General features: G+C 54.6%; 28 protein-coding genes. 11 read left to right on the top strand and 17 right to left on the bottom strand.

Annotated elements, in window-relative coordinates:
- The first annotated feature begins 1 nt into the window (after position 1).
- Together rfaF and rfaC are read left to right on the top strand one after the other, a co-directional pair.
- Complete coding sequence (rfaF, locus tag ENGE1_RS12210) at positions 2-1,048, top strand: ADP-heptose--LPS heptosyltransferase RfaF (protein ID WP_048253631.1); 1,047 nt, start codon at positions 2-4, stop codon at positions 1,046-1,048.
- Positions 1,049-1,051: 3 nt separating this feature from the next.
- The gene (rfaC, locus tag ENGE1_RS12205) at positions 1,052-2,011 is read left to right on the top strand and encodes a lipopolysaccharide heptosyltransferase RfaC (RefSeq protein ID WP_048253630.1); all 960 of its coding nucleotides are present in this window, start codon (positions 1,052-1,054) and stop codon (positions 2,009-2,011) included.
- Positions 2,012-2,051: 40 nt separating this feature from the next.
- On the opposite strand, the gene ENGE1_RS12200 is transcribed toward rfaC, so the two are convergent.
- From ENGE1_RS12200 to rfaQ, 8 genes are read right to left on the bottom strand one after another with little or no spacing between them, the layout of a single operon-like run.
- Positions 2,052-3,314: an O-antigen ligase family protein gene (locus ENGE1_RS12200; RefSeq protein WP_106912777.1), complete on the bottom strand. Its 1,263-nt coding sequence runs from the start codon at positions 3,312-3,314 to the stop codon at positions 2,052-2,054.
- A gap of 37 nt (positions 3,315-3,351) precedes the next feature.
- Positions 3,352-4,128: a glycosyltransferase family 25 protein gene (locus ENGE1_RS12195; RefSeq protein WP_048253629.1), complete on the bottom strand. Its 777-nt coding sequence runs from the start codon at positions 4,126-4,128 to the stop codon at positions 3,352-3,354.
- Between the two features lie 29 nt (positions 4,129-4,157).
- Complete coding sequence (gene rfaY / locus ENGE1_RS12190) at positions 4,158-4,850, bottom strand: lipopolysaccharide core heptose(II) kinase RfaY (RefSeq protein WP_048253628.1); 693 nt, start codon at positions 4,848-4,850, stop codon at positions 4,158-4,160.
- Complete coding sequence (locus ENGE1_RS12185) at positions 4,847-5,866, bottom strand: glycosyltransferase family 8 protein (RefSeq protein ID WP_080964531.1); 1,020 nt, start codon at positions 5,864-5,866, stop codon at positions 4,847-4,849. Before ENGE1_RS12185 ends, rfaY begins: the two co-directional genes overlap by 4 nt.
- Positions 5,860-6,876 (bottom strand): glycosyltransferase, encoded by a 1,017-nt coding sequence (locus ENGE1_RS12180; protein WP_048253626.1) that lies wholly within the window; start codon positions 6,874-6,876, stop codon positions 5,860-5,862. Before ENGE1_RS12180 ends, ENGE1_RS12185 begins: the two co-directional genes overlap by 7 nt.
- Before the next feature lie 12 nt (positions 6,877-6,888).
- The gene (rfaP, locus tag ENGE1_RS12175) at positions 6,889-7,686 is read right to left on the bottom strand and encodes a lipopolysaccharide core heptose(I) kinase RfaP (RefSeq protein WP_048253625.1); all 798 of its coding nucleotides are present in this window, start codon (positions 7,684-7,686) and stop codon (positions 6,889-6,891) included.
- On the bottom strand, positions 7,679-8,803 hold the full coding sequence (locus tag ENGE1_RS12170) for a glycosyltransferase family 4 protein (protein ID WP_048253624.1): 1,125 nt from the start codon (positions 8,801-8,803) through the stop codon (positions 7,679-7,681). Before ENGE1_RS12170 ends, rfaP begins: the two co-directional genes overlap by 8 nt.
- Positions 8,800-9,855, bottom strand: a complete 1,056-nt coding sequence (gene rfaQ / locus ENGE1_RS12165) for a lipopolysaccharide core heptosyltransferase RfaQ (RefSeq protein WP_071883284.1) — start codon at positions 9,853-9,855, stop codon at positions 8,800-8,802. Before rfaQ ends, ENGE1_RS12170 begins: the two co-directional genes overlap by 4 nt.
- A 412-nt stretch (positions 9,856-10,267) precedes the next feature.
- Between rfaQ and waaA the strand changes: the two genes are divergently transcribed.
- Both waaA and coaD read left to right on the top strand, forming a co-directional pair.
- The gene (gene waaA / locus ENGE1_RS12160; RefSeq protein ID WP_048253623.1) at positions 10,268-11,545 is read left to right on the top strand and encodes a lipid IV(A) 3-deoxy-D-manno-octulosonic acid transferase; all 1,278 of its coding nucleotides are present in this window, start codon (positions 10,268-10,270) and stop codon (positions 11,543-11,545) included.
- 8 nt (positions 11,546-11,553) lie between these two features.
- Positions 11,554-12,033: a pantetheine-phosphate adenylyltransferase gene (gene coaD, locus ENGE1_RS12155; RefSeq protein ID WP_043081263.1), complete on the top strand. Its 480-nt coding sequence runs from the start codon at positions 11,554-11,556 to the stop codon at positions 12,031-12,033.
- A gap of 3 nt (positions 12,034-12,036) precedes the next feature.
- Here the strand turns inward: coaD and mutM are convergent, their stop codons facing one another.
- From mutM to radC, 4 genes are all read right to left on the bottom strand, one after another.
- Positions 12,037-12,846, bottom strand: coding sequence for a bifunctional DNA-formamidopyrimidine glycosylase/DNA-(apurinic or apyrimidinic site) lyase (mutM, locus tag ENGE1_RS12150; RefSeq protein ID WP_043081264.1), 810 nt, complete (start codon positions 12,844-12,846; stop codon positions 12,037-12,039).
- Between the two features lie 96 nt (positions 12,847-12,942).
- On the bottom strand, positions 12,943-13,110 hold the full coding sequence (gene rpmG, locus ENGE1_RS12145) for a 50S ribosomal protein L33 (protein WP_003024094.1): 168 nt from the start codon (positions 13,108-13,110) through the stop codon (positions 12,943-12,945).
- A gap of 20 nt (positions 13,111-13,130) precedes the next feature.
- A complete protein-coding gene (gene rpmB, locus ENGE1_RS12140) occupies positions 13,131-13,367 on the bottom strand; it encodes a 50S ribosomal protein L28 (protein WP_043081265.1) in 237 nt (78 codons plus the stop codon).
- Positions 13,368-13,594: 227 nt separating this feature from the next.
- Positions 13,595-14,260, bottom strand: a complete 666-nt coding sequence (gene radC, locus ENGE1_RS12135; protein WP_043081266.1) for a RadC family protein — start codon at positions 14,258-14,260, stop codon at positions 13,595-13,597.
- Positions 14,261-14,427: 167 nt separating this feature from the next.
- On the opposite strand from radC, the gene coaBC reads away from it, so the two are divergent.
- From coaBC to slmA, 3 genes are all read left to right on the top strand, one after another.
- On the top strand, positions 14,428-15,642 hold the full coding sequence (gene coaBC, locus ENGE1_RS12130) for a bifunctional phosphopantothenoylcysteine decarboxylase/phosphopantothenate--cysteine ligase CoaBC (protein ID WP_043081267.1): 1,215 nt from the start codon (positions 14,428-14,430) through the stop codon (positions 15,640-15,642).
- Positions 15,620-16,078: a dUTP diphosphatase gene (gene dut / locus ENGE1_RS12125; protein ID WP_048253622.1), complete on the top strand. Its 459-nt coding sequence runs from the start codon at positions 15,620-15,622 to the stop codon at positions 16,076-16,078. The genes coaBC and dut overlap by 23 nt, the downstream gene beginning before the upstream one ends.
- 116 nt (positions 16,079-16,194) lie before the next feature.
- Positions 16,195-16,791 (top strand): nucleoid occlusion factor SlmA, encoded by a 597-nt coding sequence (gene slmA / locus ENGE1_RS12120; protein WP_043081269.1) that lies wholly within the window; start codon positions 16,195-16,197, stop codon positions 16,789-16,791.
- A gap of 30 nt (positions 16,792-16,821) precedes the next feature.
- On the opposite strand, the gene pyrE is transcribed toward slmA, so the two are convergent.
- Together pyrE and rph are read right to left on the bottom strand one after the other, a co-directional pair.
- The gene (gene pyrE / locus ENGE1_RS12115; RefSeq protein WP_045290382.1) at positions 16,822-17,463 is read right to left on the bottom strand and encodes an orotate phosphoribosyltransferase; all 642 of its coding nucleotides are present in this window, start codon (positions 17,461-17,463) and stop codon (positions 16,822-16,824) included.
- A gap of 60 nt (positions 17,464-17,523) precedes the next feature.
- The gene (gene rph, locus ENGE1_RS12110; protein WP_043081271.1) at positions 17,524-18,240 is read right to left on the bottom strand and encodes a ribonuclease PH; all 717 of its coding nucleotides are present in this window, start codon (positions 18,238-18,240) and stop codon (positions 17,524-17,526) included.
- A 249-nt stretch (positions 18,241-18,489) separates the two neighbouring features.
- On the opposite strand from rph, the gene ENGE1_RS12105 reads away from it, so the two are divergent.
- From ENGE1_RS12105 to ENGE1_RS12095, 3 genes are all read left to right on the top strand, one after another.
- On the top strand, positions 18,490-19,353 hold the full coding sequence (locus tag ENGE1_RS12105) for a YicC/YloC family endoribonuclease (RefSeq protein WP_048253621.1): 864 nt from the start codon (positions 18,490-18,492) through the stop codon (positions 19,351-19,353).
- Between the two features lie 394 nt (positions 19,354-19,747).
- A complete protein-coding gene (locus ENGE1_RS12100; protein ID WP_053075588.1) occupies positions 19,748-20,716 on the top strand; it encodes an alpha/beta hydrolase in 969 nt (322 codons plus the stop codon).
- A gap of 818 nt (positions 20,717-21,534) precedes the next feature.
- Positions 21,535-22,440, top strand: a complete 906-nt coding sequence (locus ENGE1_RS12095; protein ID WP_048253617.1) for a DoxX family protein — start codon at positions 21,535-21,537, stop codon at positions 22,438-22,440.
- Between the two features lie 235 nt (positions 22,441-22,675).
- Here ENGE1_RS12095 and ENGE1_RS12090 read toward each other — a convergent pair whose 3' ends face one another.
- A complete protein-coding gene (locus tag ENGE1_RS12090) occupies positions 22,676-23,677 on the bottom strand; it encodes a sensor domain-containing diguanylate cyclase (protein WP_048253616.1) in 1,002 nt (333 codons plus the stop codon).
- 427 nt (positions 23,678-24,104) lie between these two features.
- Here ENGE1_RS12090 and ENGE1_RS12085 point away from each other — a divergent pair, with 427 nt between their 5' ends.
- Positions 24,105-24,935 carry an alpha/beta fold hydrolase gene (locus ENGE1_RS12085; RefSeq protein WP_048253615.1) on the top strand — a complete coding sequence of 277 codons (831 nt, stop codon included), beginning with the start codon at positions 24,105-24,107 and terminating at the stop codon, positions 24,933-24,935.
- 28 nt (positions 24,936-24,963) lie between these two features.
- Here the strand turns inward: ENGE1_RS12085 and ENGE1_RS12080 are convergent, their stop codons facing one another.
- Both ENGE1_RS12080 and ENGE1_RS28445 read right to left on the bottom strand, forming a co-directional pair.
- A complete protein-coding gene (locus ENGE1_RS12080; RefSeq protein ID WP_043081300.1) occupies positions 24,964-25,395 on the bottom strand; it encodes a MerR family transcriptional regulator in 432 nt (143 codons plus the stop codon).
- 151 nt (positions 25,396-25,546) lie between these two features.
- Positions 25,547-25,768 (bottom strand): hypothetical protein, encoded by a 222-nt coding sequence (locus ENGE1_RS28445; RefSeq protein ID WP_155409076.1) that lies wholly within the window; start codon positions 25,766-25,768, stop codon positions 25,547-25,549.
- Positions 25,769-26,122: the final 354 nt, after the last annotated feature.

The raw sequence follows: 26,122 nt of genomic DNA, 5'->3' as shown, positions 1-26,122 counted from the left end.
CATGAAGATTCTGGTGGTTGGCCCGTCATGGGTAGGCGACATGATGATGTCGCAGAGTCTCTATCGCACGCTCAGGGCGCGCTTTCCCCAGGCCGTTATTGATGTGATGGCGCCCGCGTGGTGCCGTCCGCTGCTGTCGCGGATGCCGGAAGTCAACGAGGCGATCCCGATGCCGCTGGGCCACGGAGCGCTTGAGATCGGCGAGCGGCGCAGGCTCGGCCATAGCCTGCGCGAGAAGCGCTACGACCGCGCCTACGTGCTGCCAAACTCCTTTAAATCGGCGCTGGTGCCCTTCTTTGCGGGCATTCCCCTGCGCACCGGCTGGCGCGGCGAAATGCGCTACGGCGTGCTCAACGACGCCCGGGTGCTGGACAAAGCCGCCTGGCCGCTGATGGTCGAGCGCTACGTAGCGCTGGCCTTCGATAAGGGCGCGATGGAGTCGGCCAACGATCTGCCGCAGCCGCTGCTGTGGCCGCAGCTGCAGGTGACCGAAAGCGAGAAGATGCAGATGACCGCCACCTTCACGCTATCGAACGAGCGTCCGATCATCGGCTTCTGCCCCGGGGCCGAGTTTGGCCCGGCCAAGCGCTGGCCGCACTACCACTACGCCGAACTGGCGAAGCAGCTGATTGATGAGGGTTACCAGGTGGTGCTGTTCGGCTCGGCCAAAGACCACGACGCCGGCAACGAGATCCTCACTGCGCTGAGCCCGGAGCAGCAGCCCTGGTGCCGCAACCTGGCCGGGGAGACCCAGCTGGAGCAGGCGGTGGTGCTGATTGCCGCCTGTAAGGCGGTGGTCACCAACGACTCCGGCCTGATGCACGTCGCCGCCGCGCTGAACCGCCCGCTGGTGGCGCTCTACGGTCCGAGCAGCCCGGATTTCACCCCGCCGCTGTCGAAAAAAGCCAGAGTCATTCGCCTGATCAGCGGCTATCACCGCGTGCGCAAGGGCGACGGCGACGAAGGCTATCACCAGAGCCTGATCGACATTACCCCGGCACAGGTGCTGGACACCCTCAATCAGCTGCTGCTGGACGAGGACGCCTGACGGATGCGGGTACTGATCGTAAAAACCTCCTCGATGGGCGACGTGCTGCACACGCTGCCGGCGTTGACCGATGCCGCGCGGGCAATACCGGGCGTCCGCTTTGACTGGGCGGTGGAAGAGGGCTTCGCCCAGATCCCTGCCTGGCACGACGCGGTTGACCGCGTTATCCCGGTGGCTATCCGCCGCTGGCGCAAGGCGTGGTTCTCTGCGCCGATTAAAGCCGAGCGCCGCGCCTTCCGCCGGGCGGTACAGGCGCAGCGGTATGACACCGTCATCGACGCCCAGGGGCTGGTAAAGAGCGCGGCGCTGGTTACCCGGCTGGCCCACGGCGTGAAGCACGGCATGGACTGGCAGACCGCGCGCGAGCCGCTGGCGAGCCTGTTTTATAATCGCCGCCACCATATCGCTAAGCAGCAGCACGCGGTGGAGCGCACCCGGGAGCTGTTCGCCAGAAGCCTCGGCTATGCCAAGCCGGCAACCCAGGGCGACTACGCCATCGCGCAGCATTTCCTCAGTCATCTCAATGCAGATGCCGGGCAGTACGCGGTCTTCCTCCACGCCACCACCCGCGACGACAAGCACTGGACGGAGGCGGGCTGGCGCGAGCTGATTGCTCTGCTGGGCGAGTCGGGAATAACGATTAAGCTGCCCTGGGGCGCGCCGCACGAAGAAGCGCGCGCTAAGAGGCTGGCGGAGGGGTTTGATTACGTCGAGGTGCTGCCGAAGATGAGCCTGGAGGGCGTGGCGAGGGAGCTTGCCGGGGCGAAGTTCGTGGTGTCGGTGGATACCGGGCTGAGCCATCTGACCGCCGCGCTGGACCGCCCGAACGTCACGCTCTACGGGCCGACGGATCCGGGACTGATTGGCGGGTACGGGAAGAATCAGGTGGTGTGCCGGGCGCCGGGGGGAGATCTGAGGCGGCTTACGGCAGGAGCCGTCGCACAGGTAATTAAAAATAGCTAAAATTGAAAATGAGTGGGTGAGTCACCCACTCGCATTCGAACTAGATGTTATCTTCTTTTTTCTTACCTAACACCGCAATTGAGAGCATCAGGCAAACAATCCAAGATGCCGGAATAGGTTTGGCATGAGTAATCACATCACTCAGGCCAAACAGAATAATGGATGAGGGAAATACCAGTAGCAAATAGAGTCTCTCACGCAGGCAGTAGTGAATAAGCCCGAAGTAGAATATGACCAGGAAAATAATTCCGAAAATGCCTTTTGTAGAAATAGCTTCTGCAAGCTCGTTATGCATGTGGACATCCATAAATACCGTTGCGCCAAGATAGACAGAATCTCTTTGACTTAAGTCTGTAATTTTCACGGCCCGCTGTTCAAGAGATTGCCAATGAAGACCTTCCGGACGGCTTGCGAATCCTGCCTGTATCATGGAAAGACGAGCTCCTACAGAAGACATACTATTACTCTTATTTGAATAAGATACCATGTCACTTTTGAAGTCATCAATACGTTTTGTAATATCTTTATTGAATAATAATCCACACCCAATTAACAGAAACATAAAGCCACATAAGCCCTTTAGGAGGTATTTTTTTTGATTCTGATTTTGAATAAAGAGAAGAAAGACTGTCATAAGTGGATATGTAAAGAAAGCTGAACGTGTTCCGGTCATCATGATTGCTGCCAACGTCAGCGCAAAATTAATATAAAAAAGTGGCCACTTATATTTTGAGTGTAGAGATAGAAAAACAATCGATGAATATAAGGCGCAAAAAGTGATCATGTAAGCAGCAACAGTTGCAGCACCCATCTGACCAATATCGCCCCCCATAGCAGAGAGAGGGATTCTTTCCGCATGCAGATAAATGCTCTGATAGAATGATCTTCCGATCATTACTCCCTGGACAATAGAGGCAGCAACTACGTGGGATTTTATATTATGACTGAAGCGTTGCTTACTCAATAATAAGAAAGTAAACGCACTGAATACAAGCATCTTACCAGCTTCCAGATATCCCCGGTAGCCATTTTTATAGATCACATCATGTGTCTTATAGAAACCATACCATGCTAGATCTAATGCCCCAAGTAGAAAGATCCCTAATGCCAACACCAAAATACTACGCTGATAAGAGCGATACTCACCAGAAATGAGAAGCAGCAGAAATGAGAACGCACCCGTTATATTAATTATCTTATTAGTAATATTTGGTTCAATGGGAATAAAAACCACTCCGACCAGGTACAGTAAAAAAATCAATTTACAGCTAACTTCTCTGAATGCATTCACTTTTGTTCCCACGTATTATCCTGAATATTTTTAAACAAGAGATAATTTGTTACTTACAGAACGAAAAAAAAGAAACCTTCAGCCATGAACGCCATAGCTTCAGTTTTTTCTGTAAGTAAGTTCTGGGCCTCTTGGCCTTCCCGAATGCCTGCAAGCGCTCACTTTCTAGATGACTGTTCGCACCGCAGACGACAGGATGTAATATAATTTCATCCAGATAAAAATCATTGATGATATTTTGCTGATGCATCAGTTTCCAGCTATCCGCCCGATATGTACCGTGCACCTGCGTCAAATGCAGCAGCTTATCAGCCATCACATCATTCATTAGATAGCAACAAGTTCGACGAACTTTTTTCTTGTTATAATTTACCCGACGGAACGAACAGGTGCTTATTCGTTGCCGACTAAAAAGGCTAAGTCCAAGAACAGGATAGTCATGCAAACCTTTCTGCCCGCCAAGCATGTAAAGGTGATCTTTCCTGAGCTTCTTTTTCTCATTATCATTAAAAGAGGAGAGGAATTTTTTAAACCGCTTATCGACTATCACGTCGTCCTCAAGGATAATCGCCCACTCGTGCAAATTCTCCAGCATATCCTTAAAGATCAGCTGGTGGCTCAGGGTACATGCAATCTCGCCATTAGTCATTTCTGCCCCAATGCCATGCATCCTCATACTTTCAATTAAAGCATGATTTTTCGGATCTTTGGCATCAACAGCATCAAAAAACTGAAAGTCTATGCCTAACTCTGAGAAGTCTTTCTCAATTTTGTTTCTTCTGTCGTCATCTCGCAGCAAAGAGACCACGTATACTGGAGTTTTCATTGTAAACCTTTAAAAAGTCAATATTACGATTATGCCTTACCTTTGAGCTTTTTAATAAACTTACGTAACTTCGTTTTATAGACTACAGAGTAATAACCAAAATCCTTATTTTCATTAGGAATCCCAAGATGCCGCTCCATTGCCATACGATCGCGGGCCTTCCGATCAGCAGTGCTGCTTTTACCCGACAAGTCAATAATACGTACACCGTCCTGACTGATAATAAAGTTACCGCGATGTGGGTCGCCTGAGAGCATATTCAAAGCATGAAGTTTTTCCATTAATACCTTAATTTCATTTTTAACACCATCAGGAATAACCTCCATGTCATTCAACTCAACACCTTCAATATATTCAATGAGCATAATAAACACACTGGCATAGTTAAAAATCTTACGCTCGGCAAGGAAATAAAAATCATTGGGAAATAATAATCCTGCGTTACGCACGCGGTCAGTTTCCACAATCAGGTTTTTATAATAATCGCCTTTTACAAAAGATTTAAAGAAGCGCTCGTTCCTTTTACTCTTCGGCGCAAAAACTTTAAAGACGTAACGACCATACCGTGTATCGATAAGGGATACCTTGGTATCATCAATATTGCGCAACACCTTTATTGTTTTAAAGTTATACGCCAGGATATCATCAAATATTTCTTTATACTTAGCATCATTATCTTTATAGTAAAATGCAAAGCCTTGGTACTTAGTAGAAGTAATCATAATTTTTTCTTAATTCTGTATCTAATCAGCGCCTTTATACCACTAAGATATCTTCTGCGGGCAAAATGGTGCTTATATTCCTTTTGCATTTCCATGACCGATCTCGCAGGCATCAAAGCGCTACCGTACCACGGTGATGCACGCCATGCTCGATTAAATACTTCTCGAGAGCTATAGTCAGCCCACGCATGCCAGGGCTTAGTGATACCAGTGTAATGCACCAAAACCGTCTCATCCGTAATCACGTTTTGATATACTTTATGTGTTCTGTCTTTTAATTCAGATTTTAAAGTATAAATCGTATTATACTTGCGTTCGAGGTAGCATAATTTACCGCTGAGCAGAATATTCAATACGTCCTGATCAGGATACTTAATGATCGAACTATACTGCGGTGAAAGCAACATCTCAAGCGCCTGACGAGTCAAATCATGCTGCTGCCACAGGCGTAAATTTACCAGCATAACGCCGGAATTAAAGTAATGACCGGTATCGTATAACAATGAACCGAGCCGCTGAAGGCTGCAGGCTCGGGTTCCCGGTAAATCATCAACGACGGCGGCAATATTATTGTTGAAATGGAACCCGGATAAGACGCCGAGATCCCCAGCGCACATCACATCGGCATCAAGATATAAAACTCTGTCTACACTCTGTGATAAGTGCTGATAAGCTAGCAAACGATAATACATTGCATGAGACCACACATTCGTACTTGGCAACGTACTAAAAAATGTGGCATCGACGACATATATCACAATTGTTGTCGAGAATTTTTCTGCTATAGCCTGAAGATCGCGTTGATATTCAGCGCTATAAACATCTGTAAAGATATGAAAAACAAAGTGTTTATCAGGATTATTGATAAGAACTGATACAGCAGAAACAGCAACACCTAACTGATATTTTTCATCAGAACCATAGGTAATATGAAAAAGGCTTTTCTGCTCCAACAGACCTGGATCGCCAATCATGGTCGAATTTTTTATTGAATCCCGAAGAGAATAGTTCAACATGAACGAACCAACTTAGCTTTAAAATAGAGAGCATAATATTTCAAACCGGACAGCCACCGCTTTTGTTTAAAGCAGTGCTTTGCTGCATAGCGCAACTGCATGCTTGAAAGCGGCAGCTGATATGGCAAATCGCGCCACGGTGATGCGGCCTTTGCGCGTGTATAAGAGGCAGAGATTGCATAGCGGCTGGCGTACTGGTGCCAGGGCTTCGTCGGACCAATGTAGTGCAGAAGCGTATAGCTCCCTTGCTCAGGGCGCGAATGCTTACTACCAAGCTCATAGTTGAGGCTGTACTGAACATTATATTTTTTGTCCAGAAAACACGTTTTCCCACAAGTTGTCAGATTGAGCACGTCCTGATCAAAATAGGTAAGGCGAGCCACGAGTTGGGCATCCTGTAACCGTTCTATCGCTCGGGGAGTGGCGTTCTCTTCAAACCAGCGTTGCGTATCAATAAGCAACACTCCGCTATTGTAATAACCCGCGGACAATTCTGGCTCACCGAGGCGTGATGCTCTGGACTGCCACCATTGGCTATCGCGCTCAGTAACCGCCGCTACAATATTATCCTGTAAATTGGTGGTAAAGAGCGGCTCAAGCGAACCTGTGCAGACAATATCGGAATCGATATACAGGATTCGATCTCTCTTCTGGTAAAAGAAATCAGCAATAATAAACCTGTAATAGATAGCCGTTGACCAAAGTTTGTTCTGCGGTAGCGACTTAAGTAAATCGCTATTGATGACATAAAGGACGACGGTAACTTTTTGCTCCTCAGCAAAAGCGGCAAATCGTGTTCGATACGCCTCCTCAAGCCCATTGGTGAAAATATGAAATGCAATATTAATCCCGGGATTTTCAGCAGCGACGGAAAAGGCAGATACCGCCGCCCCCGGCATAAAGCTGCCGTCCGTGCCATAGCAAATGGTCATCATATCCTGCAGAGCCGCATCACGCACGTGGGTGAACGAGATAGTTTCAACAACGATGTCATCATCGAAATAGCGCATCGAATTCTCTTCCTATAAGCCCTTACGGAGGGTTCTCTCTTTGATCTTTTCTGCTTTAGCCTGAGTCGCCGCCAATAAATGCTGTTCAACACGCATTACTTCCCTCAGCGGCATAGCAAAGTAAACTTTCATAAACCGCCAGATATCCCGCCGGGTCAGCCCGATATTCAGAGAAGAAAAGTATAGCCCAATCAAGTCCTTATCGCGCCACCGGCGCGGGACCTTCGCGCGGATCTGCGCCCGGTGCAGGTCGATCACCGAGATCTTCAGATCTTCTTCGCGACCGCTGAACGGCAGGTGCAGCAGCAAGTGGCAGATGTAGCAGTCGCGGTGGTTAATGCCGCCGGCGTGCATCCTGCGCACCATCCCGGCAACCCGGCGGATAATCATCCGCTTAACGCGCACGTCCGGCGGATTGGTCGCCCAGTCCGCGCAGTAGTCTTCCAGGCTCACGGTCGGCGTCAGATCTTCGGTAATGATAAAAGAGGTCCGGGTCAGCGGATTGAGGCCTTTCGCACCAAAGCCGACGCCGCGCATAGTGTCAACGCCCAGATCCCGCAGCCGGTGAATAGCGTGCCACTCGCGGTCGGCGCCCAGCACCGGCGTGCGCAGCGACAGCAGGTTTTTGGCTATCTCTTTTGCCGTAGTGCCTTTGTGCCACTTGAGAAAGTAACTTTTCCCCGCCGCCTCAAAGCGCAGGGTGCGCCGCGTCTCCAGCTCTCTGAAGACCTCGCCGTCCAGCTTTTTCACCTCTTCGAAGGCGTCTTTGCCGCGCCACAGGGTGGCAAAAGGCTCTTTGAGCTCAACCATCAACATCACCTGTTATGAGATCCGCCGCTCGTTCCGGCAGACTGTATAAATCCTGCGTATCCGCGTAGTAGCGGGCATTCGCCGCCCAGGCTTCGCGCAGCGCCGGCTGGGTTAGCGCCCTGCGCAATACCTCATTCAGCGCTTCCTGGCGAAAGGGTTCGGTAATCACCTCGCCGCAGTTAGCGTCGGCGATGTAGTGCGCGTAGCCGCACACCGCCGTGGTCAGCACCGGCAGACCCGCAGTAACCGCCTCCAGCAGCACGATGCCCGCCGCTTCCTGATAGGCGGGGTGCAGCAGCAGGTCGGCTGCGGCCATCAGCTCGGCCACGTCGTCGCGGCCGGCGAAGAACTGCACGTTGCCTTTGACGCCCAGCTTCTCCGCCAGCGCGGCAAACTTTTTCGGCCTGTCCTGGCCGACGACGCACAGCAGCGCGTCGCGGCGGACGCTCTCCGGCAGAGCGGCCAGCGCCCGGATGGAGCGGTCGACGCCCTTGCGGGTAAAGTCTGAGCCGACCTGCAGCAGCAAGTGCTGGCGCGGCATGATGCCGTTTTTCTGCCGGTAGATCTCCCGCGCGTCGGGGATCTGCTGGCTGTATTTGCGGTCCGGATAGATGCCGGGCGGCAGAATGTGAAAGCGCTCGGCCTCGGTCTGGTAGTGCTTCTGGAAATCGGCAATCTGCCGGTCGGTTAGCATCAGCAGCTGCGTGGGCAGCCCCCGCGCAAAGGTCGCGCGCTCAAAGGCGGCGAAGTGGCGATAGCGCGGCGTCAGCCGGTAGAAGAAGCCCTTTTCGCGGGCAACCTTCTCGGCGTAGCAGACGTCGGCCGCGTAGTAGACGTCCAGCCCCGGCATCTTATTGAAGCCGACAACCCGATCCGCCGGATGTTCGCCCAGATGCGCCTGCACCCAGGCGTGATACTCCGCGCCGCGCCCGTGGTTAGTGCGGGAGGCGACCGGAACGTCGATGATGTCAAAGTCCCCGGGACGCTCGCCCTCCCACGACCAGGCGTAAACGCGCACGCGGTGGCCGCGGGCGGCAACGGTCCTGGCAATACGCATAAAATCGCGCTGCAGCCCGCCAAACGGAAAATATTTATAGAGGCAGAAGGCGACGATCATGCTGAGGCTCCCGGATACTCTGCCAGCAGCTTATCAACGGCGGCGATAACGTCGCTGGCCGGGATCGCAGAGAGGTACATTTCGTTGCGATCGCGCTGTTCCCGGGCCGGCATCGGCCGATAGTCCCCGGCCCAGAACTGGATCATTTTCTGCGACCACGGACGCCAGAAGCGGTGGTCGGTGGCGCCAAACAGGCTCACCAGCGGCGTATCCACGGCGGCGGCGATATGCGCCGGGGCTGAGTCGACGCCGATAAACAGCCGGGCGCCGGCAATCAGCGCTCCCAGCTCCGGGAAGGTCAGCTTACCGGCAAGCGCCGTTACCGGTGCCCGGCGGCAGCCGCCGGCAATAGCATTAACGCAGGCCAGATCGTCGGCGCCGGGGCCGGAGGTGAGCACCACCTGCAGGCCGCGCTCGTGCAGGGCGTCAATCACTTCGGAGAATTTTTCGTTGTTCCAGCACTTAAAAATTTGCCGTGCGGTCGGCTGGATCACCACGTAGCGCTGGCCCACGCCCGCGTCATCAAGCAGGCCGCGCACCCGCGCCTGCGCGGCAGCCGGGTAGCTCATGGTGGTGCGCGCCACGAGGGTCTTTGGCCGCAGCGGCGCCAGTACCGAGAGATTGCTCTCTACCACATTGCCACCTTCCAGCGGCGCCAGCAGCGTGAAGCTGTTCTTCCAGAACGCGGACTGGCGGTGCCTGAAGGACTGAGAGAGTTTTACCGGCACATTGAGGAGGCGGACGAGGATAGCGACCATCCACTGATCGGCCAGATTGACGATCAGATCGTATTTATTTTTCCGCAACACCTTGATCAGATGAAGGAAGTTGGAGACTTTTTCTCCCGCCGACGCTTTCTTATTCTTAATGCCGTAAAGCGTATGGATTTCGGGGTTTTCAGACAAAATAGGCATCGTGTCTTCATAAAGCAGGACATCGACCCTGGCCTCGGGATAATTTTGCTTCAGCGTACTGATCACCGGGGTTGTCAGTAACATATCCCCATGAAAGCGCATTTTTATAACCAAAATTTTTCGAAATGGCTTATCCACAAGCGACTCTTTTGTTGAGATTGTCCGTCAGGAATGCAGCAGAAAAAGCACGCTACCGCCCCGGGCTCAACAGCTACCCGTCCGCGAATACCGCACTTGCTTTAACGCGCTAGTGTAGCACTTCTTTGTATCCAAGCCGACCCGAATAAACTTTAGCCATCATCCTGTGTTTTACACATAAAATCAGCAAGATAATCTTAATAAAGGAAAGCCTCTGCCCACAGAGCGCAGGCTAACCTCTATCACACAACGACGAAAATCAATGAATCGAATAAAAATACAAAAAAACTGTGGCCCTATGGCAACTTTCAGCCGATTACGCGCTATTTCAGTCAAATCCGGGAAAAGTAATGGCAAAGCCCTGGCTAAATACATAGAATCCCCAGCACATTCCTAAGTCAGTTATCTACATATGCTCGAATTGCTTTACACCGCCCTGCTCTACCTTATTCAGCCGCTGATCTGGATACGGCTTTGGGTACGCGGACGTAAGGCACCGGCCTATCGGAAACGCTGGGGCGAACGCTACGGCTTTTACCGGCATCCTCTGAAGCCCGGCGGCATTATGCTGCACTCGGTGTCGGTCGGCGAAACGCTGGCGGCCATTCCGCTGGTGCGCGCCCTGCGCCACCGCTACCCGGACCTGCCCATTACCGTCACTACCATGACGCCGACCGGTTCGGAGCGCGTCCAGTCCGCCTTCGGCAACGACGTTCAGCACGTTTATCTGCCCTACGATCTGCCGGATGCGCTCAACCGCTTCCTTAACCGGGTCGATCCTAAGCTTGTGCTGATCATGGAAACCGAGCTGTGGCCGAACCTGATTGGCAGCCTGCACCAGCGCCATATTCCGCTGGTGATTGCCAACGCCCGCCTCTCCGCGCGTTCGGCCAAAGGCTACGCGAAGCTCGGTAAATTCGTCCGCACCCTGCTTCAGCGCATTACGCTTATCGCCGCCCAGAATGAAGAGGACGGCGAGCGCTTCATCGCGCTCGGCGCCAAGCGCAGCCAGGTGAAAGTCACCGGTAGCCTGAAGTTCGATATCTCCGTCACGCCGCAGCTGGCGGCGAAAGCCGTAACCCTGCGCCGCCAGTGGGCGCCGCGCCGTCCGGTGTGGATTGCCACCAGCACCCACGACGGTGAAGAGAGCATTATTCTCGATGCGCACCAAACCCTGCTTAAACAGCATCCCGATCTGCTGCTGATCCTGGTGCCGCGCCACCCTGAGCGCTTCCCGGATGCCGCCGACCTGGTGCGCAAGGCCGGGCTGAGCTTTATCACGCGCTCCTCCGGCGAAGTACCCTCCTCCGGCACTCAGGTAGTTATCGGTGATACGATGGGTGAGCTGATGCTGCTGTACGGCATTGCCGATCTCGCCTTTGTCGGCGGCTCGCTGGTCGAACGCGGCGGCCACAACCCGCTGGAGCCCGCAGCGCACGCCATTCCGGTGCTGATGGGGCCGCACACGTTTAATTTCAAAGATATTTGCACGCGCCTGAGCCAGGCGAGCGGGCTTATCACCGTTACCGATGCCCCGTCGCTGGTAAAAGAGGTAGACTCGCTGCTCACCGACGCGGATTATCGTAGCTTCTATGGACGCCACGCCGTTGAGGTGCTCTATCAGAACCAGGGCGCCCTGCAGCGTCTGCTACAGTTACTGGAACCGTATCTTCCCCCTAAATCACACTAAGGTCTGATATGCAAAAGCGGGCAATTTATCCGGGTACCTTTGATCCGATAACCAACGGGCATCTCGATATCGTGACCCGCTCCTGCGCCATGTTTGACGAAGTGCTGCTGGCGATTGCCGCCAGCCCCGGCAAAAAGCCGATGTTCAGCCTCGACGAGCGCGTCGAACTTGCCCGTCAGGCGACGTCCCACCTGAAAAACGTGAAGGTGATAGGCTTCAGCGATCTGATGGCCAATTTTGCCCGCGACCAGCAGGCTAATATTCTGATCCGCGGCCTGCGCGCGGTGGCGGACTTTGAGTACGAGATGCAGCTGGCGCACATGAACCGTCATCTGCTGCCATCGCTTGAGAGCGTCTTCCTGATGCCGTCGAAGGAGTGGTCGTTTATCTCATCGTCGCTGGTTAAAGAGGTGGCGCGCCACGCGGGCGACGTCAGCCATTTCCTGCCGCCCGCGGTGCACCAGGCACTGCTGGAGAAGCTGCGCTAGCGCCTACTTCTGACACTGCCGGCAGTAGAAGGTCGCCCGCTGCGCGTGCTTGCTGGCGACAATCGGCGTCCCGCATACCCGGCAGGGTTCACCTTTTCGACCGTAGACCTGCAGCTGCTGAGCAAAGTAGCCCGGCTTACCGTCGCTTTGCAGAAAATCCTTCAGGGTGGTGCCGCCCTGCTCAATCGAGCGCAGCAGCACGGCCTTAATGGCCTGCACCAGCAGCGCCGACTCCTCGGCCGACAGCGATGACGCCAGCCTGTCGGGATGGATCCCGGCGGCAAACAGCGACTCGCTGGCGTAGATGTTGCCCACGCCCACCACCAGCTTGTTATCCATCAGCCAGGGCTTAATGGCCGTCTTCTTCTTCGCGCTCTTCTCGCGCAGGTACTCCGCATTAAAGGCATCGCTCAGCGGCTCCGGGCCGAGGTGCGCCAGGACGTTGTGCCCCTCCAGCTCACGGGTCCACAGCCAGGCGCCAAAGCGCCTAGGATCGGTGTAGCGCAGCACCTTGCCGTTGCTCATCACCAGGTCGACGTGGTCGTGCTTCTCCGGGGGAAGCTCTTCGGTCAGAATGCGCAGGCTGCCCGACATGCCGAGATGAATGATTATCCAGCCGTCCGGCAGCTCCAGCAGCAGGTACTTGGCGCGCCGCTGCACGCTGAGCACCGGCTTGTCGCTGAGGCTGTGAATTTCGGCCGATACCGGCCAGCGCAGGCGCCCGTTGCGCACAACGGCGTGAAGGATAGTCTCGCCAACCAGGTGCGGCTCAATGCCGCGGCGGCTGGTTTCAACTTCAGGTAATTCAGGCATAGCGACTCCGACTGCAGACAGATATCGTTATTATGGGGACGGCCAGAAAACAAAAAACCCCGCCGGAGCGAGGTTTTTTGCGCAAGAAAACTAAAATTATTTGATTTTAGCTTCTTTGTACAGCACGTGCTGACGGACAACTGGATCGAACTTTTTCAGTTCCAGTTTTTCCGGCTTAGTACGCTTGTTCTTCGTGGTGGTGTAGAAGTGACCAGTACCAGCAGAAGAAACCAGCTTGATTTTCTCACGAATACCTTTAGCCATGACTTTTTCCTCTTAAGTACTTAGTACTTTTCGCCACGGGCACGCATGTCGGTCAGGACCGCATCAATGCCTTTCTTATCGATAACACGCATACCTTTAGCAGATACGCGCAGGGTGACAAAACGCTTCTCGCTCTCAACCCAGAAACGGTGAGAGTGCAGGTTCGGCAGGAAACGGCGTTTGGTCGCGTTCAGTGCGTGGGAACGGTTATTACCGGTCACCGGACGCTTGCCAGTTACTTGGCAGACTCGGGACATGTCTATTCTCCAAAAATCAAATTAGCTCGAGCTTCGTATAGGGTATTGGCGCCTCGTCAGGCTGATACAGCCTGGTTTGACGGTTCTTAGTGAACTCGTACAGCCAGGCCCAATTGCCAAACCCGAGATTCTCAAAGGTGGCGTAGTATACGCTGCCTGAGCGGTCCGCTCAAGTCCCGAACAGACAAAGATCCCGATGGATCGCTCAGAACCTGTCCCGTCAGGGGCTAAATCCAGCCGCGCTCGGCGAAGGAGACTATCTCACCCTGGCCAATCACCAGGTGGTCGAGCACTTTTATCTCCATGAAGTCGCAGCTTTTTATCACTTTTTCGGTGACCAGGCGATCGGCTTTACTGGGTTCGGCACTCCCCGATGGATGATTGTGCGCAAGGATCAGCGCCGCCGCATTGACTTTTATCGCTTCGCGCACGATTTCCCGGGGATGTACCTCGACGTAGCTCAGCGTGCCGGCAAACATCCGGCTGTGCCTGATGACCCGATTCTGGCTATCGAGAAAAATAACGATAAAGATCTCCCGCTCTTCGTCGCAAAACTGGCTGTGCAGAAAATCCCGGGTAGCGTCCGGGGTGCGAATCGGGTCCTCCTCCAGCAGTTGCAGGCTAAAAGAGCGGCGCGCCAGCTCGGTGATGCCCTTCAGTTGGGCATATTTCGCGATGCCGATGCCTTCAACGCTTTTTAGCTCCTCCTCCGGCGCCTGCAGCAGCCCCCGCAGGGAGCCGAAGCGCTGCAGCAACCGCTCGGCAAAGGTGAGTAAATCCATACCGCGCGTACCGGTGCGCAAAAACAGCGCCAGCAGTTCGGCGTCCGACAGTGCGCCGATGCCGTGGTGCTGCATTTTTTCCCGCGGCAACATCCGTTGTGCAGTCTCCATATTCCGCTCCTCTTCCGCCGCCCATTGTGCGCTACGGGCGTGGACGAGGCGACTGTGCGATACCGTCCCTGCGCAGAGGCTCGCAAAGTGAATTGCGCATTGCAGCACGACAGCAGGGCTAATGTGATAAAATGGGCACATTCTGATGTACTCCACGGGAAAGAATCATGATCAGTCTGGCGGGTAAAAAAATCGTCCTCGGCGTCAGCGGCGGCATTGCCGCCTACAAAACGCCGGAACTGGTGCGTCGCCTGCGCGAACGCGGCGCCGAGGTGCGCGTCGCCATGACCGAGGCGGCAAAAGCCTTTATCACGCCCCTCAGCCTGCAGGCCGTCTCCGGCTATCCGGTTTCGGATAGCCTGCTCGACCCGGCCGCCGAAGCGGCGATGGGCCACATTGAGCTCGGCAAGTGGGCGGATCTGGTGATCCTCGCCCCCGCCACCGCCGACCTTATCGCCCGCGTCGCCGCGGGTATGGCTAACGATCTGGTCTCCACCATCTGCCTCGCCACGCCATCGCCCATCGCCGTTGTGCCCGCCATGAATCAGCAGATGTACCGCGCGGCGGCCACTCAGCATAACCTTGCCACCCTCGCCGGGCGCGGCATCGAGCTGTGGGGCCCCGACAGCGGCAGCCAGGCCTGCGGCGATATCGGCCCGGGGCGCATGCTCGATCCGCTCACCATCGTGGAGATGGCGGCAGGCCACTTTTCGCCTGTCAAAGACCTGCAACATCTCAGTATCATGATTACCGCAGGCCCGACCCGGGAGCCGCTCGATCCGGTGCGCTACATCACCAACCACAGCTCCGGTAAAATGGGCTTTGCCATTGCCGCCGCCGCCGCACAGCGCGGGGCAAAGGTGACGCTGGTCAGCGGCCCGGTCAGCCTGCCCACGCCGCCCTTCGTCCAGCGTATTGACGTCACCACCGCTCTGGAAATGGAGGCCGCCGTCCAGGCCCACGCCCGGCAGCAGCACATTTTTATCGGCTGCGCCGCCGTCGCCGACTACCGCGCCGCGGCCATTGCTGATGAAAAAATCAAAAAGCAAGGCGATGAATTAACGCTGAAAATGGTAAAAAATCCGGATATCGTTGCCGGCGTTGCCGCACTAAAAGCGCAGCGCCCCTATGTCGTAGGGTTTGCCGCAGAAACAAATAATGTGGAAGAATATGCCCGGCAAAAACGAGCCCGCAAAAATCTTGATCTGATTTGCGCTAACGACGTATCGCAGCAAAATCAGGGCTTTAACAGTGACAGCAATGCACTGCATCTTTTCTGGCAGGAGGGAGATAAAGTCCTACCGCTTACGCAGAAGGCGCTCCTTGGCCAACAACTACTGAACGAGATCGTTACCCGTTATGATGAAAAAAATCGACGTTAAGATTCTGGACCCGCGCGTGGGTGAGCAGTTCCCGCTGCCGACCTATGCCACCTCCGGCTCTGCCGGACTTGACCTGCGAGCGTGTCTTGATGACGCCGTTGAGCTGGCCCCGGGCGCAACCACGCTGCTGCCGACCGGACTGGCTATTCATATCGCTGACGCGTCGCTTGCGGCGGTCATCCTGCCGCGCTCGGGCCTGGGCCACAAGCACGGCGTCGTGCTGGGTAACCTTGTGGGCCTGATTGATTCCGACTACCAGGGCCAGCTGATGATTTCCGTCTGGAACCGCGGCCAGCAGAGTTTCACCATCGAACCGGGCGAGCGCATCGCGCAGATGGTCTTCGTCCCGGTGGTGCAGGCGGAATTTAATCTGGTAGAAGAGTTTGACGCCACTGACCGTGGCGAAGGCGGCTTCGGCCATTCAGGGCGTAAATAACTCGCCCTGCTGAGTACCCCACTGCGTAATAAGTAAAAACGCATCGCAACACGGCAGTTGCGGTCGCAGTGCGGGTGCCCGTCTGATGCGCGTTTATTTCAGGGGTATTTTAAAACATGGCAGAAAAACAAACTGCGAAACGGAATCGTCGCGAAGAAATACTTCAATCTCTGGCACTGATGCTTGAATCCAGCGATGGCAGCCAACGCATCACCACCGCCAAGCTGGCGGCGTCGGTAGGCGTTTCCGAAGCGGCGCTGTATCGTCATTTTCCCAGTAAAACCAGGATGTTCGACAGCCTGATCGAGTTTATCGAAGATAGCCTGATCACCCGCATCAACCTGATTTTAAAGGATGAAAAGGACACTGTTGCCCGCCTGCGGCTCATTGTGCAGCTGATCCTCGGCTTCGGTGAACGCAATCCCGGCCTGACCCGCATTCTCACCGGCCACGCGCTGATGTTTGAGCAGGACAGGCTGCAGGGGCGCATCAACCAGCTGTTCGAGCGCATTGAGGCCCAGCTGCGCCAGGTGCTGCGCGAGAAGAAGATGCGCGAAGGCGAGGGCTACAGCACCGACGAAAATCTGCTGGCAAGCCAGCTGCTGGCCTTCTGCGAGGGCATGCTGTCGCGCTTCGTGCGCAGCGAGTTCAGGTATAGCCCGACGGCTGATTTTGAGATCCGCTGGCCGCTGGTCGCCGCGCAGCTGCAGTAAGAAAAACCGGGCGTCCGCCCGGTTTCGTTTTTATACGCCAAACGCTTCGCGATAGGCCCGCACCGCCGCCAGGTGGTCGGCCATCTCCGGCTTCTCTTCCAGGTAAGCAATCAGGTCCTTGAGGGTGATGATAGAGATCACCTTACAGCCGTAGTCGCGCTCCACTTCCTGAATGGCGGAGATCTCGCCCCGGCCGCGCTCCTGGCGGTCCAGAGAGATAAGCACGCCCGCCAGCGTCGCGCCGTGGGCCTGGATAATCTCCATCGACTCGCGAATGGCCGTACCGGCGGTGATCACGTCATCCACCAGCATAATGCGACCTTCCAGCGGGCTGCCGACCAGGCTGCCGCCCTCGCCGTGGTCCTTCGCCTCTTTGCGGTTAAAGCAGTAGGGCACGTCGCGCTCGTGGTGCTCGGCCAGCGCCACGGCGGTGGTGGTAGCAATCGGGATGCCCTTGTAGGCCGGCCCGAACAGCAGGTCGAAGTCGATGGCGGAATCCACCAGCGCTTCGGCGTAGAAGCGGCCCAACAGTGCCAGATCGCGCCCGGTATTAAACAGCCCGGCGTTAAAGAAATAGGGGCTCTTACGCCCGGATTTCAGCGTAAATTCGCCAAACTTCAGTACCTGCTTGTTAAGCGCAAATTCAATAAACTGGCGCTGATACGGTTTCATGGACTCGCTCCTCTCTACACTCTCTGGACAAAAAAAAGGGCGACCGCGTCGCCCTTAATATCAATTTTCTAACGCCGCCTTCTGCGTCGCAATAATGGATTCGATGCCCCCCCGGGCCAGCGCCAGCAGCTCCAGCAGCTCTTCGTGGGTAAACGGCTCGCCCTCGGCGGTACCCTGCACCTCGATGATGCGCCCGTCTTCGGTCATCACCACGTTCATATCGGTCTCTGCGGCAGAATCTTCCACATACTCCAGATCGCAGACCGCCTGGTTGCCGACGATGCCGACGGATACCGCCGCCACCATGCCCTTCATCGGGTTGGTCTTCAGCTTGCCGTTGGCGATCAGCTTATTGATGGCGTCGGCCAGCGCCACGCAGGCACCGGTGATGGAGGCGGTACGGGTGCCGCCGTCGGCCTGGATAACGTCGCAGTCGAGGGTGATGGTGAACTCGCCAAGCTTTTTCAGATCGACGGCGGCGCGCAGGGCGCGGGCGATCAGGCGCTGGATTTCCATAGTGCGGCCGCCCTGCTTGCCTTTCGCGGCTTCGCGGGCATTGCGGGTGTGGGTGGCGCGCGGCAGCATGCCGTACTCGGCGGTGATCCAGCCCTGGCCCTGGCCTTTCAGAAAGCGCGGCACACCCTCGTCGATAGAGGCGGTGCACAGGACTTTGGTGTCGCCAAATTCGACCAGCACGGAGCCTTCTGCGTGTTTAGTGTAGTTACGGGTCAGGGTAACGGGACGCACCTGCTGTGCGCTACGGCCTGCTGGACGCATAGGAAATTCTCCGGCTTCAAACGAATGTGGCTGCGCATTATACACAAAATCATTCGAGTTGCATCGCGGCGGCAACCGAGCGAGTCCCCGGGAGCTTACTCAAGTAAGTGACCGGGGTGAGTAAGGGCAGCCAACAAAGAGGCAACTTGAAGGATGACGTGTATATACGGATAAAGGGCGCTTATTCCTATCCTGTGATAGCCCCGGCGGCTATAATCCTCCCACTCTCCTTTAAAAACAGGAACGTCTATGATCCGCAGTATGACCGCCTACGCCCGCCGCGAAGTCAAGGGCACATGGGGCAGCGCCGCTTGGGAGCTGCGCTCGGTAAACCAGCGCTATCTTGAAACCTATTTCCGCATGCCGGAGCAGTTCCGCAGCCTGGAGCCGGTAGTGCGCGAGCGCCTGCGCACCCGCCTGACCCGCGGCAAGGTGGAGTGCACCCTGCGCTTCGAACAGGACCCCAGCGCCCAGGGCGAGCTTATCCTCAACGAGAAGCTGGCAAAGCAGCTGGTCAACGCCGCCAACTGGGTCAAGATGCAGAGCGACGAGGGTGAAATCAATCCGGTCGATATTCTGCGCTGGCCGGGGGTCATGGCCGCTCAGGAGCAGGATCTGGACGCCATCACCGCCGAAATCCTCACCGCGCTGGACGGCGCGCTGGACGACTTCATCGTCGCCCGCGAAACCGAAGGCCAGGCCCTGAAGGCGCTTATCGAACAGCGCCTCGACGGCGTCAGCGCCGAAGTCGCCAAAGTGCGCGCGCATATGCCTGAGATCCTGCAGTGGCAGCGCGAGCGCCTGGTGGCCAAGCTGGAAGAGGCCCAGGTGCAGCTGGAGAATAACCGCCTGGAGCAGGAGCTGGTGATGATGGCCCAGCGCATCGACGTCGCCGAAGAGCTGGACAGGCTGGAGGCCCACGTCAAAGAGACCTGGAACATCCTCAAGAAGAAAGAGGCCGTCGGCCGCCGCCTCGACTTTATGATGCAGGAGTTCAACCGCGAATCGAACACCCTGGCGTCGAAGTCGATCAATACTGAGGTGACGACCTCGGCGATTGAGCTGAAGGTGCTGATTGAGCAGATGCGGGAACAGATTCAGAATATCGAGTAAATTCCACAACAGACCAATAATATTCATAAGCCCATTATATATATGGGCTTTTTAATGCTCATTCCACACCAATACTGGGCATGATTATTCAATGAAATCCACGGATTTTCGTAGACTGGATTATTAATGTATAACCATGAAAGCTTCATATTACATCAACACTCATCTTCTCTCCTCTCAATAATCCGGGAAAACTCGACAGGCTTGCCATTGATGTAAAAAATAATTCAGGAATGTTTTCGCCGCGCATGAATACGCCGCGATACCAATAAGGTATTGCATCAGCATAAACTATTATGGCTATATTGAATGCGTTATGGATTGCAACCGTTATGAGCATTACCTTGCTCTGACATGCCCGTCGTTAGGCCCGAATCATCTCCGGAGACTTCTTATGGCGATTAATCCTGCTGCAATTTCCCGTTTATCCCCTGATGTTAAAAAAATGCTGGCCCTGATGGCAGACAAGACTATTCCTCCTCTGGAAACATTGACCATTCCAGAAATGCGTAAAGCATACAAGCAGATAGGGAACATGCTGGGAGGAGAGCCATTAGCTGTCCACGCCGTAACAGCATTAAAGGTGACGGAAGGTCCCCACGCGATTCCTTTACGTCTTTATCAGCCCGATCCTCCAGGAGATGAAGCGCTGCCGGTAACCGTTTATCTGCACGGCGGCGGCTGGAGTGAGGGAGATCTGGATAGTCATGACAGAGTCTGTCGCAGATTTGCACGTACAACAGGTTATCCTGTTCTGGCCGTTGATTACCGCCTCGCGCCTGAACATCCGGCCCCAGCCGGGCCTGACGATGTGGTTTCCGCGATCCGATGGCTGGCAGCCCACGCAGATGAACTGGGACTTGATGCCTCCCGGATAGCGGTGGCGGGCGACAGTGCGGGAGGCAGCCTGGCCGCAGTCGCCTGCCAGCAGTTACGGACCGGGGAAGTGACATTGCGTGCGCAAGTTTTATTTTACCCCTCTACCGACCTGTCGCCGTCGGGAGACGCCTTCCCCTCCCGGGAGCAAAACGGCACGGTCCCCCCGCTCACGCTGTCGCTGATGAAAGCAATGTCAGAGCCTTTCGTTGTCGGTTTTGACCGTCGAAATCCGAAGGTTTCCCCTTTGCAGGCGACGGATTTTACAGGGCTCCCCCCGGCGCTGATTTTCACCGGCGAATGTGACGTGTTACGTGATGATGGGCGTGCGTATCGCGATGCGCTGCAACAGGCCGGCGTTGCTGTGGAATATATCGAATACCCCGGCATGGTACATGGTTTTATCGAAATGGCTGGCGTACTGCCCGTTACGGATGCCGCAATACAGAGAGCCGGGGAGTTTCTCACGGAATATTTCCATCGCTAAGCTGACCTTTTTCAGTGAAACGTATTGGCGCCGCTGGCCCTGTTTGTCAGCTGCTCGCCCGGTGGTTTTTGTTATCCTCGTCCCCGCAGGAGGACGCGTGGTCTGGCAGCGGTATAAGGTGCCGCTATTTATATTGCCAGGGGGGATAACCGAGAATTTACATGTCCTTACCGGATACTGTCAGAGATAACAAAGTGTTAACTCGTTGTAAAATATTAACATTACGCGCATTCCAGGCGCATTGTAACCACCGACTACCCTCTCATCAGGTAGGGGATTCATGGTCATTATGTGACAAACATCACATGCCAGATCAAAATTTGACCGGGCGTTCAATTTCGTAATGAAACTCGTTACCCGGAGGATTATTGTAGGCTCAAGGGTTCAGAACGGATGGGCAAGAAGAGAGGTCGAATCCCGATAAAATAAAAGTCGCGCAACGTAATCATAAAAATGCTAATTAAAAATGCATTGGCCGATTTTTTCCGATGGGTGGATGAACGACACCTCTTAATAATCTCATGAGTCAAAGGACCGTTGTATAACTATTTTCAGGCAAAGGTGGGGATTCTTAACGCCTTCACTGTATTTATTACAACTGCGCCTTTTAATGACAGCGCCAGGATGGATAAACTATAAAGCCAAACCTGAACGATATATTCTATGGTATTACCGGAGGGTTATGATTATGTTCTGATTCCGCTCCCGGCCAGATATTTTTCTGACATGTCAGCGATGATAGATACTTCATTAAGTAAAATACCTATCTCCGTAATGAGATAGGAATTGTTGGCGATAAAAATAGCCGGAGTTAAAAAATGAAAAACGACAGGGTTGTGAGTCAAAAGAGTATTAATGAGTTAACCTACTTAAAACCACGGTATGTCCCGGACAAATTAATCTCGGCAATCGTCTTTATAGCATTACTTATTGCGATTTACTGTGGTTTTATATCGGATCAGCTCCCAGATTTCTCTGCTTATACAACGACACTTTTGTTACTTATCTCTTTAGTTATTTGCACAACCGTCATGCCACGCAACTTTTCTGTCGGCTTCCTGACGTCATTATTACCCTTCGCGATCGCCTGGCGAGTAGGCGCAATGAACGACGTAAAACCAATTATGGTCATATGCTCCATTGGAATGTTTTTCTTTGCCATTCAATTTTTCGACTGTATGCGAAATGACCAGAATCATTATAAGAAAGATGGCTGGCTTGGGGATATGCAGTGGCAGATGACCTTTGTACGTATCTACTTCGCATATAACGAAGTCGGTCACTGTACTGAAAAGCTATTTGCAGGCAACGACTCTTTCCAGCACCTCGAACAAGTATTCTACCGGTATGGACTGCACACCAACACCGGCAGCTATGTGATTTTTGCCGGGCTCTGCGAACTGGCGCTGGCAATTGGTCTTGGTTTCGGTTTCCTGACTCGCCTCGCGGGTCTGGGCGGGTTTTTATATATTCTGAGCGTCAATCAGTATGGTGGACATTTCTTTAATGGTTATACCTGGAATATCCGGGCATCGGGTGGCCTGAGCAACGGCGGCTGGGAATACATTCTGCTGTTGCTGGTCTTTTTTGGCAGTTTCGTTATTTCCGGCGCAGGTAAGTTCTCCGTCGATCGCTGGCTTATCGACCGCCACCTGATGCCTTCATTTCTCATACCATGCTGCCTCAGCAAAGCGGGTAGAGAGGCATTAGAACGAAATAATTGATGTCCGCTCCCCGCCTGCCTGCGGACGGGGATGTAACCCGACGACCACTCTCCCTCGCCCGCCCTGCTCACCCGGGGTTACATCAATGGCACGACGCCCACCGCATTTTTAATCCGATGACGTTTCTCAACCGCCGCGGCATCAGGACCCGTTGCGCCGATTTAAGGCGAGAAAATCGTTGACCCGTTAGCGCGGCACCTGATGGAACAGACGACCCGACAGGATAAACATTGGCCTATCTGGATATGCTGTTTTTGCCCGCGCCTTTGGCACGGTACAGCGCCTTATCGGCCCGCTCAAGAAAATCAATTTGCGTTTCGTTTTCGCAAAACTGAACAACGCCAAAGCTCAGGGTCAGCTTTATTTGCTGCTCATCGGGTTGCCGTATTTGATTGACGTTCCTCTGAATCAGACAGGCAACCTGTTCCGCCTCTTCATGCGCGGTCTCCGGCAACACCAGCACAAACTCATCTCCGCCCCATCGGGCGACAACGTCCTTTTCACGCAGGCTGCTGCGAATGCAGTCTGCGATTTTTATCAGCGTGGTATCGCCGAAGAGATGGCCATGCTTATCATTGATCTCCTTGAAATCATCGACATCCAGCACGATCGCTGAGAGCGGCTGGCGAAAGAGACGCGCCCTTTCGCACTGTTCGGAAAGGGCTCTTTCAAGCCCGTAACGGTTTGCGGCCAGCGTCAGCGGATCGCGTTCCAGCAATATTTTGTATTCTTTCAGCCGATGCTGCAGCTGCTGATTGAGAACCAATAACTCAGCAGTACGCTCTGCGATAATAGTTTCAAGGGATTTATTTTTCTGCTGTAAATTTAGGATAAGACGTTTTGCCGCATCAATATTTTTATGGACACCCAGCATTCGGGCGACAGAGCCATCCGGATTGCGGGCAATGATTCGAGCGCGGTCTTCAATCCACAGGTACGTTCCATTCCGGCACTGGCACCGATATTCAATTTGATATTGCTCGTCCTGGGTTATGCAGCGCCTGAAGTGTTCCATAACGCGCGGGTAATCATCAGGATGGATAATGTTCTCCCATGTTCCCACCGTCCCGGAAAGGGAATCACGGGGATAACCCAGCATGCTGTACCAGCCTGGATTACGATAGACTGCGCCCGTATTTGCATTCCAGTCCCAGATACCATCGCTAATGAGTTCGAGTAGAGTGTGCAGATTTTGCTCACTGAACCCCAAAATCGCTGAATTAACATGCTGTTTCATCGCTGTTTTATTTCCATCCCGTGAACCGGGTTGCCAAAAACAACCTGCCTGATAAGGCCGGGAACGGCCCCATCAATAACCTTGCTATCAACATGGCAATATAATCGTAAACAGAGAGGAGTGCGCAATTATATCGTAAAATATGACGTTATTGTTGTCCGCCCCCGCAACTCTCTCATTCACTGCCGATGTGCCTGCTGCAGCGGGCCTGAAGGTAGCGGCAAATAACCCCCCTCTTCACGCATGAAAACATGGCCGCTTTTCCGGTAACCCGCCATTGACCTTAAACCCAACTTCAAACCTATACTTCCCCATGGCTGGCTCCGGCAGGACTGCGGCAATTGCCGAACCTCTCCGGCGGCTACTGTCTCCAATCCAGGCGCGAAAAAGCGCCATCTTCAGCGATTACACTGACGGGAGTAACGGCATGGGTTACGTAACCACCAAAGACGGCGTTGAGATTTTCTATAAAGACTGGGGGCCAAAAGAGGGAAAGGTCATTTTCTTCCATCACGGCTGGCCGCTCTCCGGCGACGACTGGGACACGCAGATGCTGTTCTTCGTTAACAAAGGCTTCCGGGTCGTCGCCCACGACCGGCGCGGCCACGGCCGCTCCAGCCAGGTGTGGGACGGGCACGATATGGACCACTACGCCGACGATGTTGCGGCCGTGGTTGAGCAACTTGGCGTCCAGGGCGCGATGCACGTCGGTCACTCCACCGGCGGCGGCGAGGTGGTGCGCTATATTTCCCGCTACGGCGAGGACAGGGTATCGAAAGCAGTGCTGATAAGCGCGGTGCCACCGCTGATGGTGAAAACCGACGGCAACCCGCAGGGCACGCCGAAATCGGTGTTCGATGATATGCAGGCCCAGCTGGCGGCAAACCGCTCGCAGTTCTACTACGATGTGCCCGCCGGTCCCTTCTACGGCTTTAACCGCCCCGGCGCAGCATCCTCCGACGCCATTATCTATAACTGGTGGCGCCAGGGGATGATGGGCGGTGCAAAGGCGCATTACGACGGGATAGTCGCTTTCTCCCAGACTGACTTCACCGAAGATCTGAAGGGTATCTCCATTCCGGTACTGGTGATCCACGGCGATGACGATCAGGTGGTGCCGTACGCCGACTCCGGCGCGTTGTCGGCGAAACTGGTGCAAAACGGTACGCTTAACACCTATGAAGGTGCGCCGCACGGTATTCCGACCACCCACGCCGATCGGGTCAACGCCGACCTGCTGGCCTTTATCAACAGCTAAGAGTGAGGGCGCAGCGGATGCGCCCCTGCTACCTGCCCGCGCGTCCCGGAGACGGGATATCAAACTGCATCAGATCCATGACGCGCTGCATATTCTCCTGACAGGTAATGCCGTCCGGCCTGCTTTCAATACCGGCGATCAGATCGTTTATCTGTGCGATATTCTCCTCCAACTGCTGCTGAAGCAGCCTGATCCCGGCCACCCGCTCCTCCAGGGACTGCACCAGCCCCCGATGATCCCACTTCTCCCCACCCTGCGGCAGCACGCGACGTATCTGCGCCAGCGAAAACCCAAGCTGCTGCGCGCGCTCGATAAGCTTCAGGCTCAGCGCCGCTTCCGGCGGATAGTTCCGATAGCCGTTATCTTTGCGCGGCGCCCGGCCGATAAGCCCCTCCGCTTCATAGAAGCGAATACGCGACGGCGCAAGGCCCGTTGCTTTCGCCAGTTCACCAATCTTCATACCCCTCCCGAATGCACCGTCAACATTAAAGTTTACTTTAAACTTATACTCAAAAAACGATTGGCGATCAGTAGAATAAATTAGCATGCAGACAATTTCAGGCGCCGGTGGCCAGGCAGACACAGGAGGCCATCAAGGGTAGCCGCATTGTCTATTTCACCGCCGGGCTGCAGACGGAAGAGACGCCCTTCACGCCGATTGGACGAAAAGGGCGCGTGCGCGACATGACGGTCACCAGGGTGCTGGAGGCGATGCGCAGCAGCGACATCCCGGTACGGGACGACAGGCTGCGAACCCTCAGTGTACACCCGACGCCGGCCGCGCCCTGGGGCCGCTCGGCAATACGCCGGAAGCCTACAGCCGGACCTGGCACCTGCCCTGCGACGACGAGCGCTATACCTACGCCCGGCTTACCGCCCTGCCCCGCGATGCGCCCCTGCACTTCGATGTTGAACTGGCCCACAGACAAAAATAGCGTCATCAGTAGCCAAAACCGCGTCCGGATAGCTGCCGGACGCGGTTTTTTCCGTCAATTTTTCTGAATTAAAAATTAAGTAAAGAAATGTATTTATAACTTACCCGCAATATGTAAAATGCTAAGCAGAATGATAATTATTCCTTTTATCATTTAAACCGTTCGCCACCTCAAAGAATCTATCTTGATGATAGATAGGGTTTTCTTTGCTTTCTACTGGCGAAAATTGTTACTTAATAACAAAAACGCACC

It is taken from the genome of Pluralibacter gergoviae ATCC 33028 = NBRC 105706, assembly GCF_001598855.1.
In the GTDB taxonomy this organism is placed as follows: Bacteria; Pseudomonadota; Gammaproteobacteria; order Enterobacterales; family Enterobacteriaceae; genus Pluralibacter; species Pluralibacter gergoviae.
Note: the sequence above shows the minus strand (reverse complement) of the source record. Positions and strands in the feature narration are given on the sequence as shown.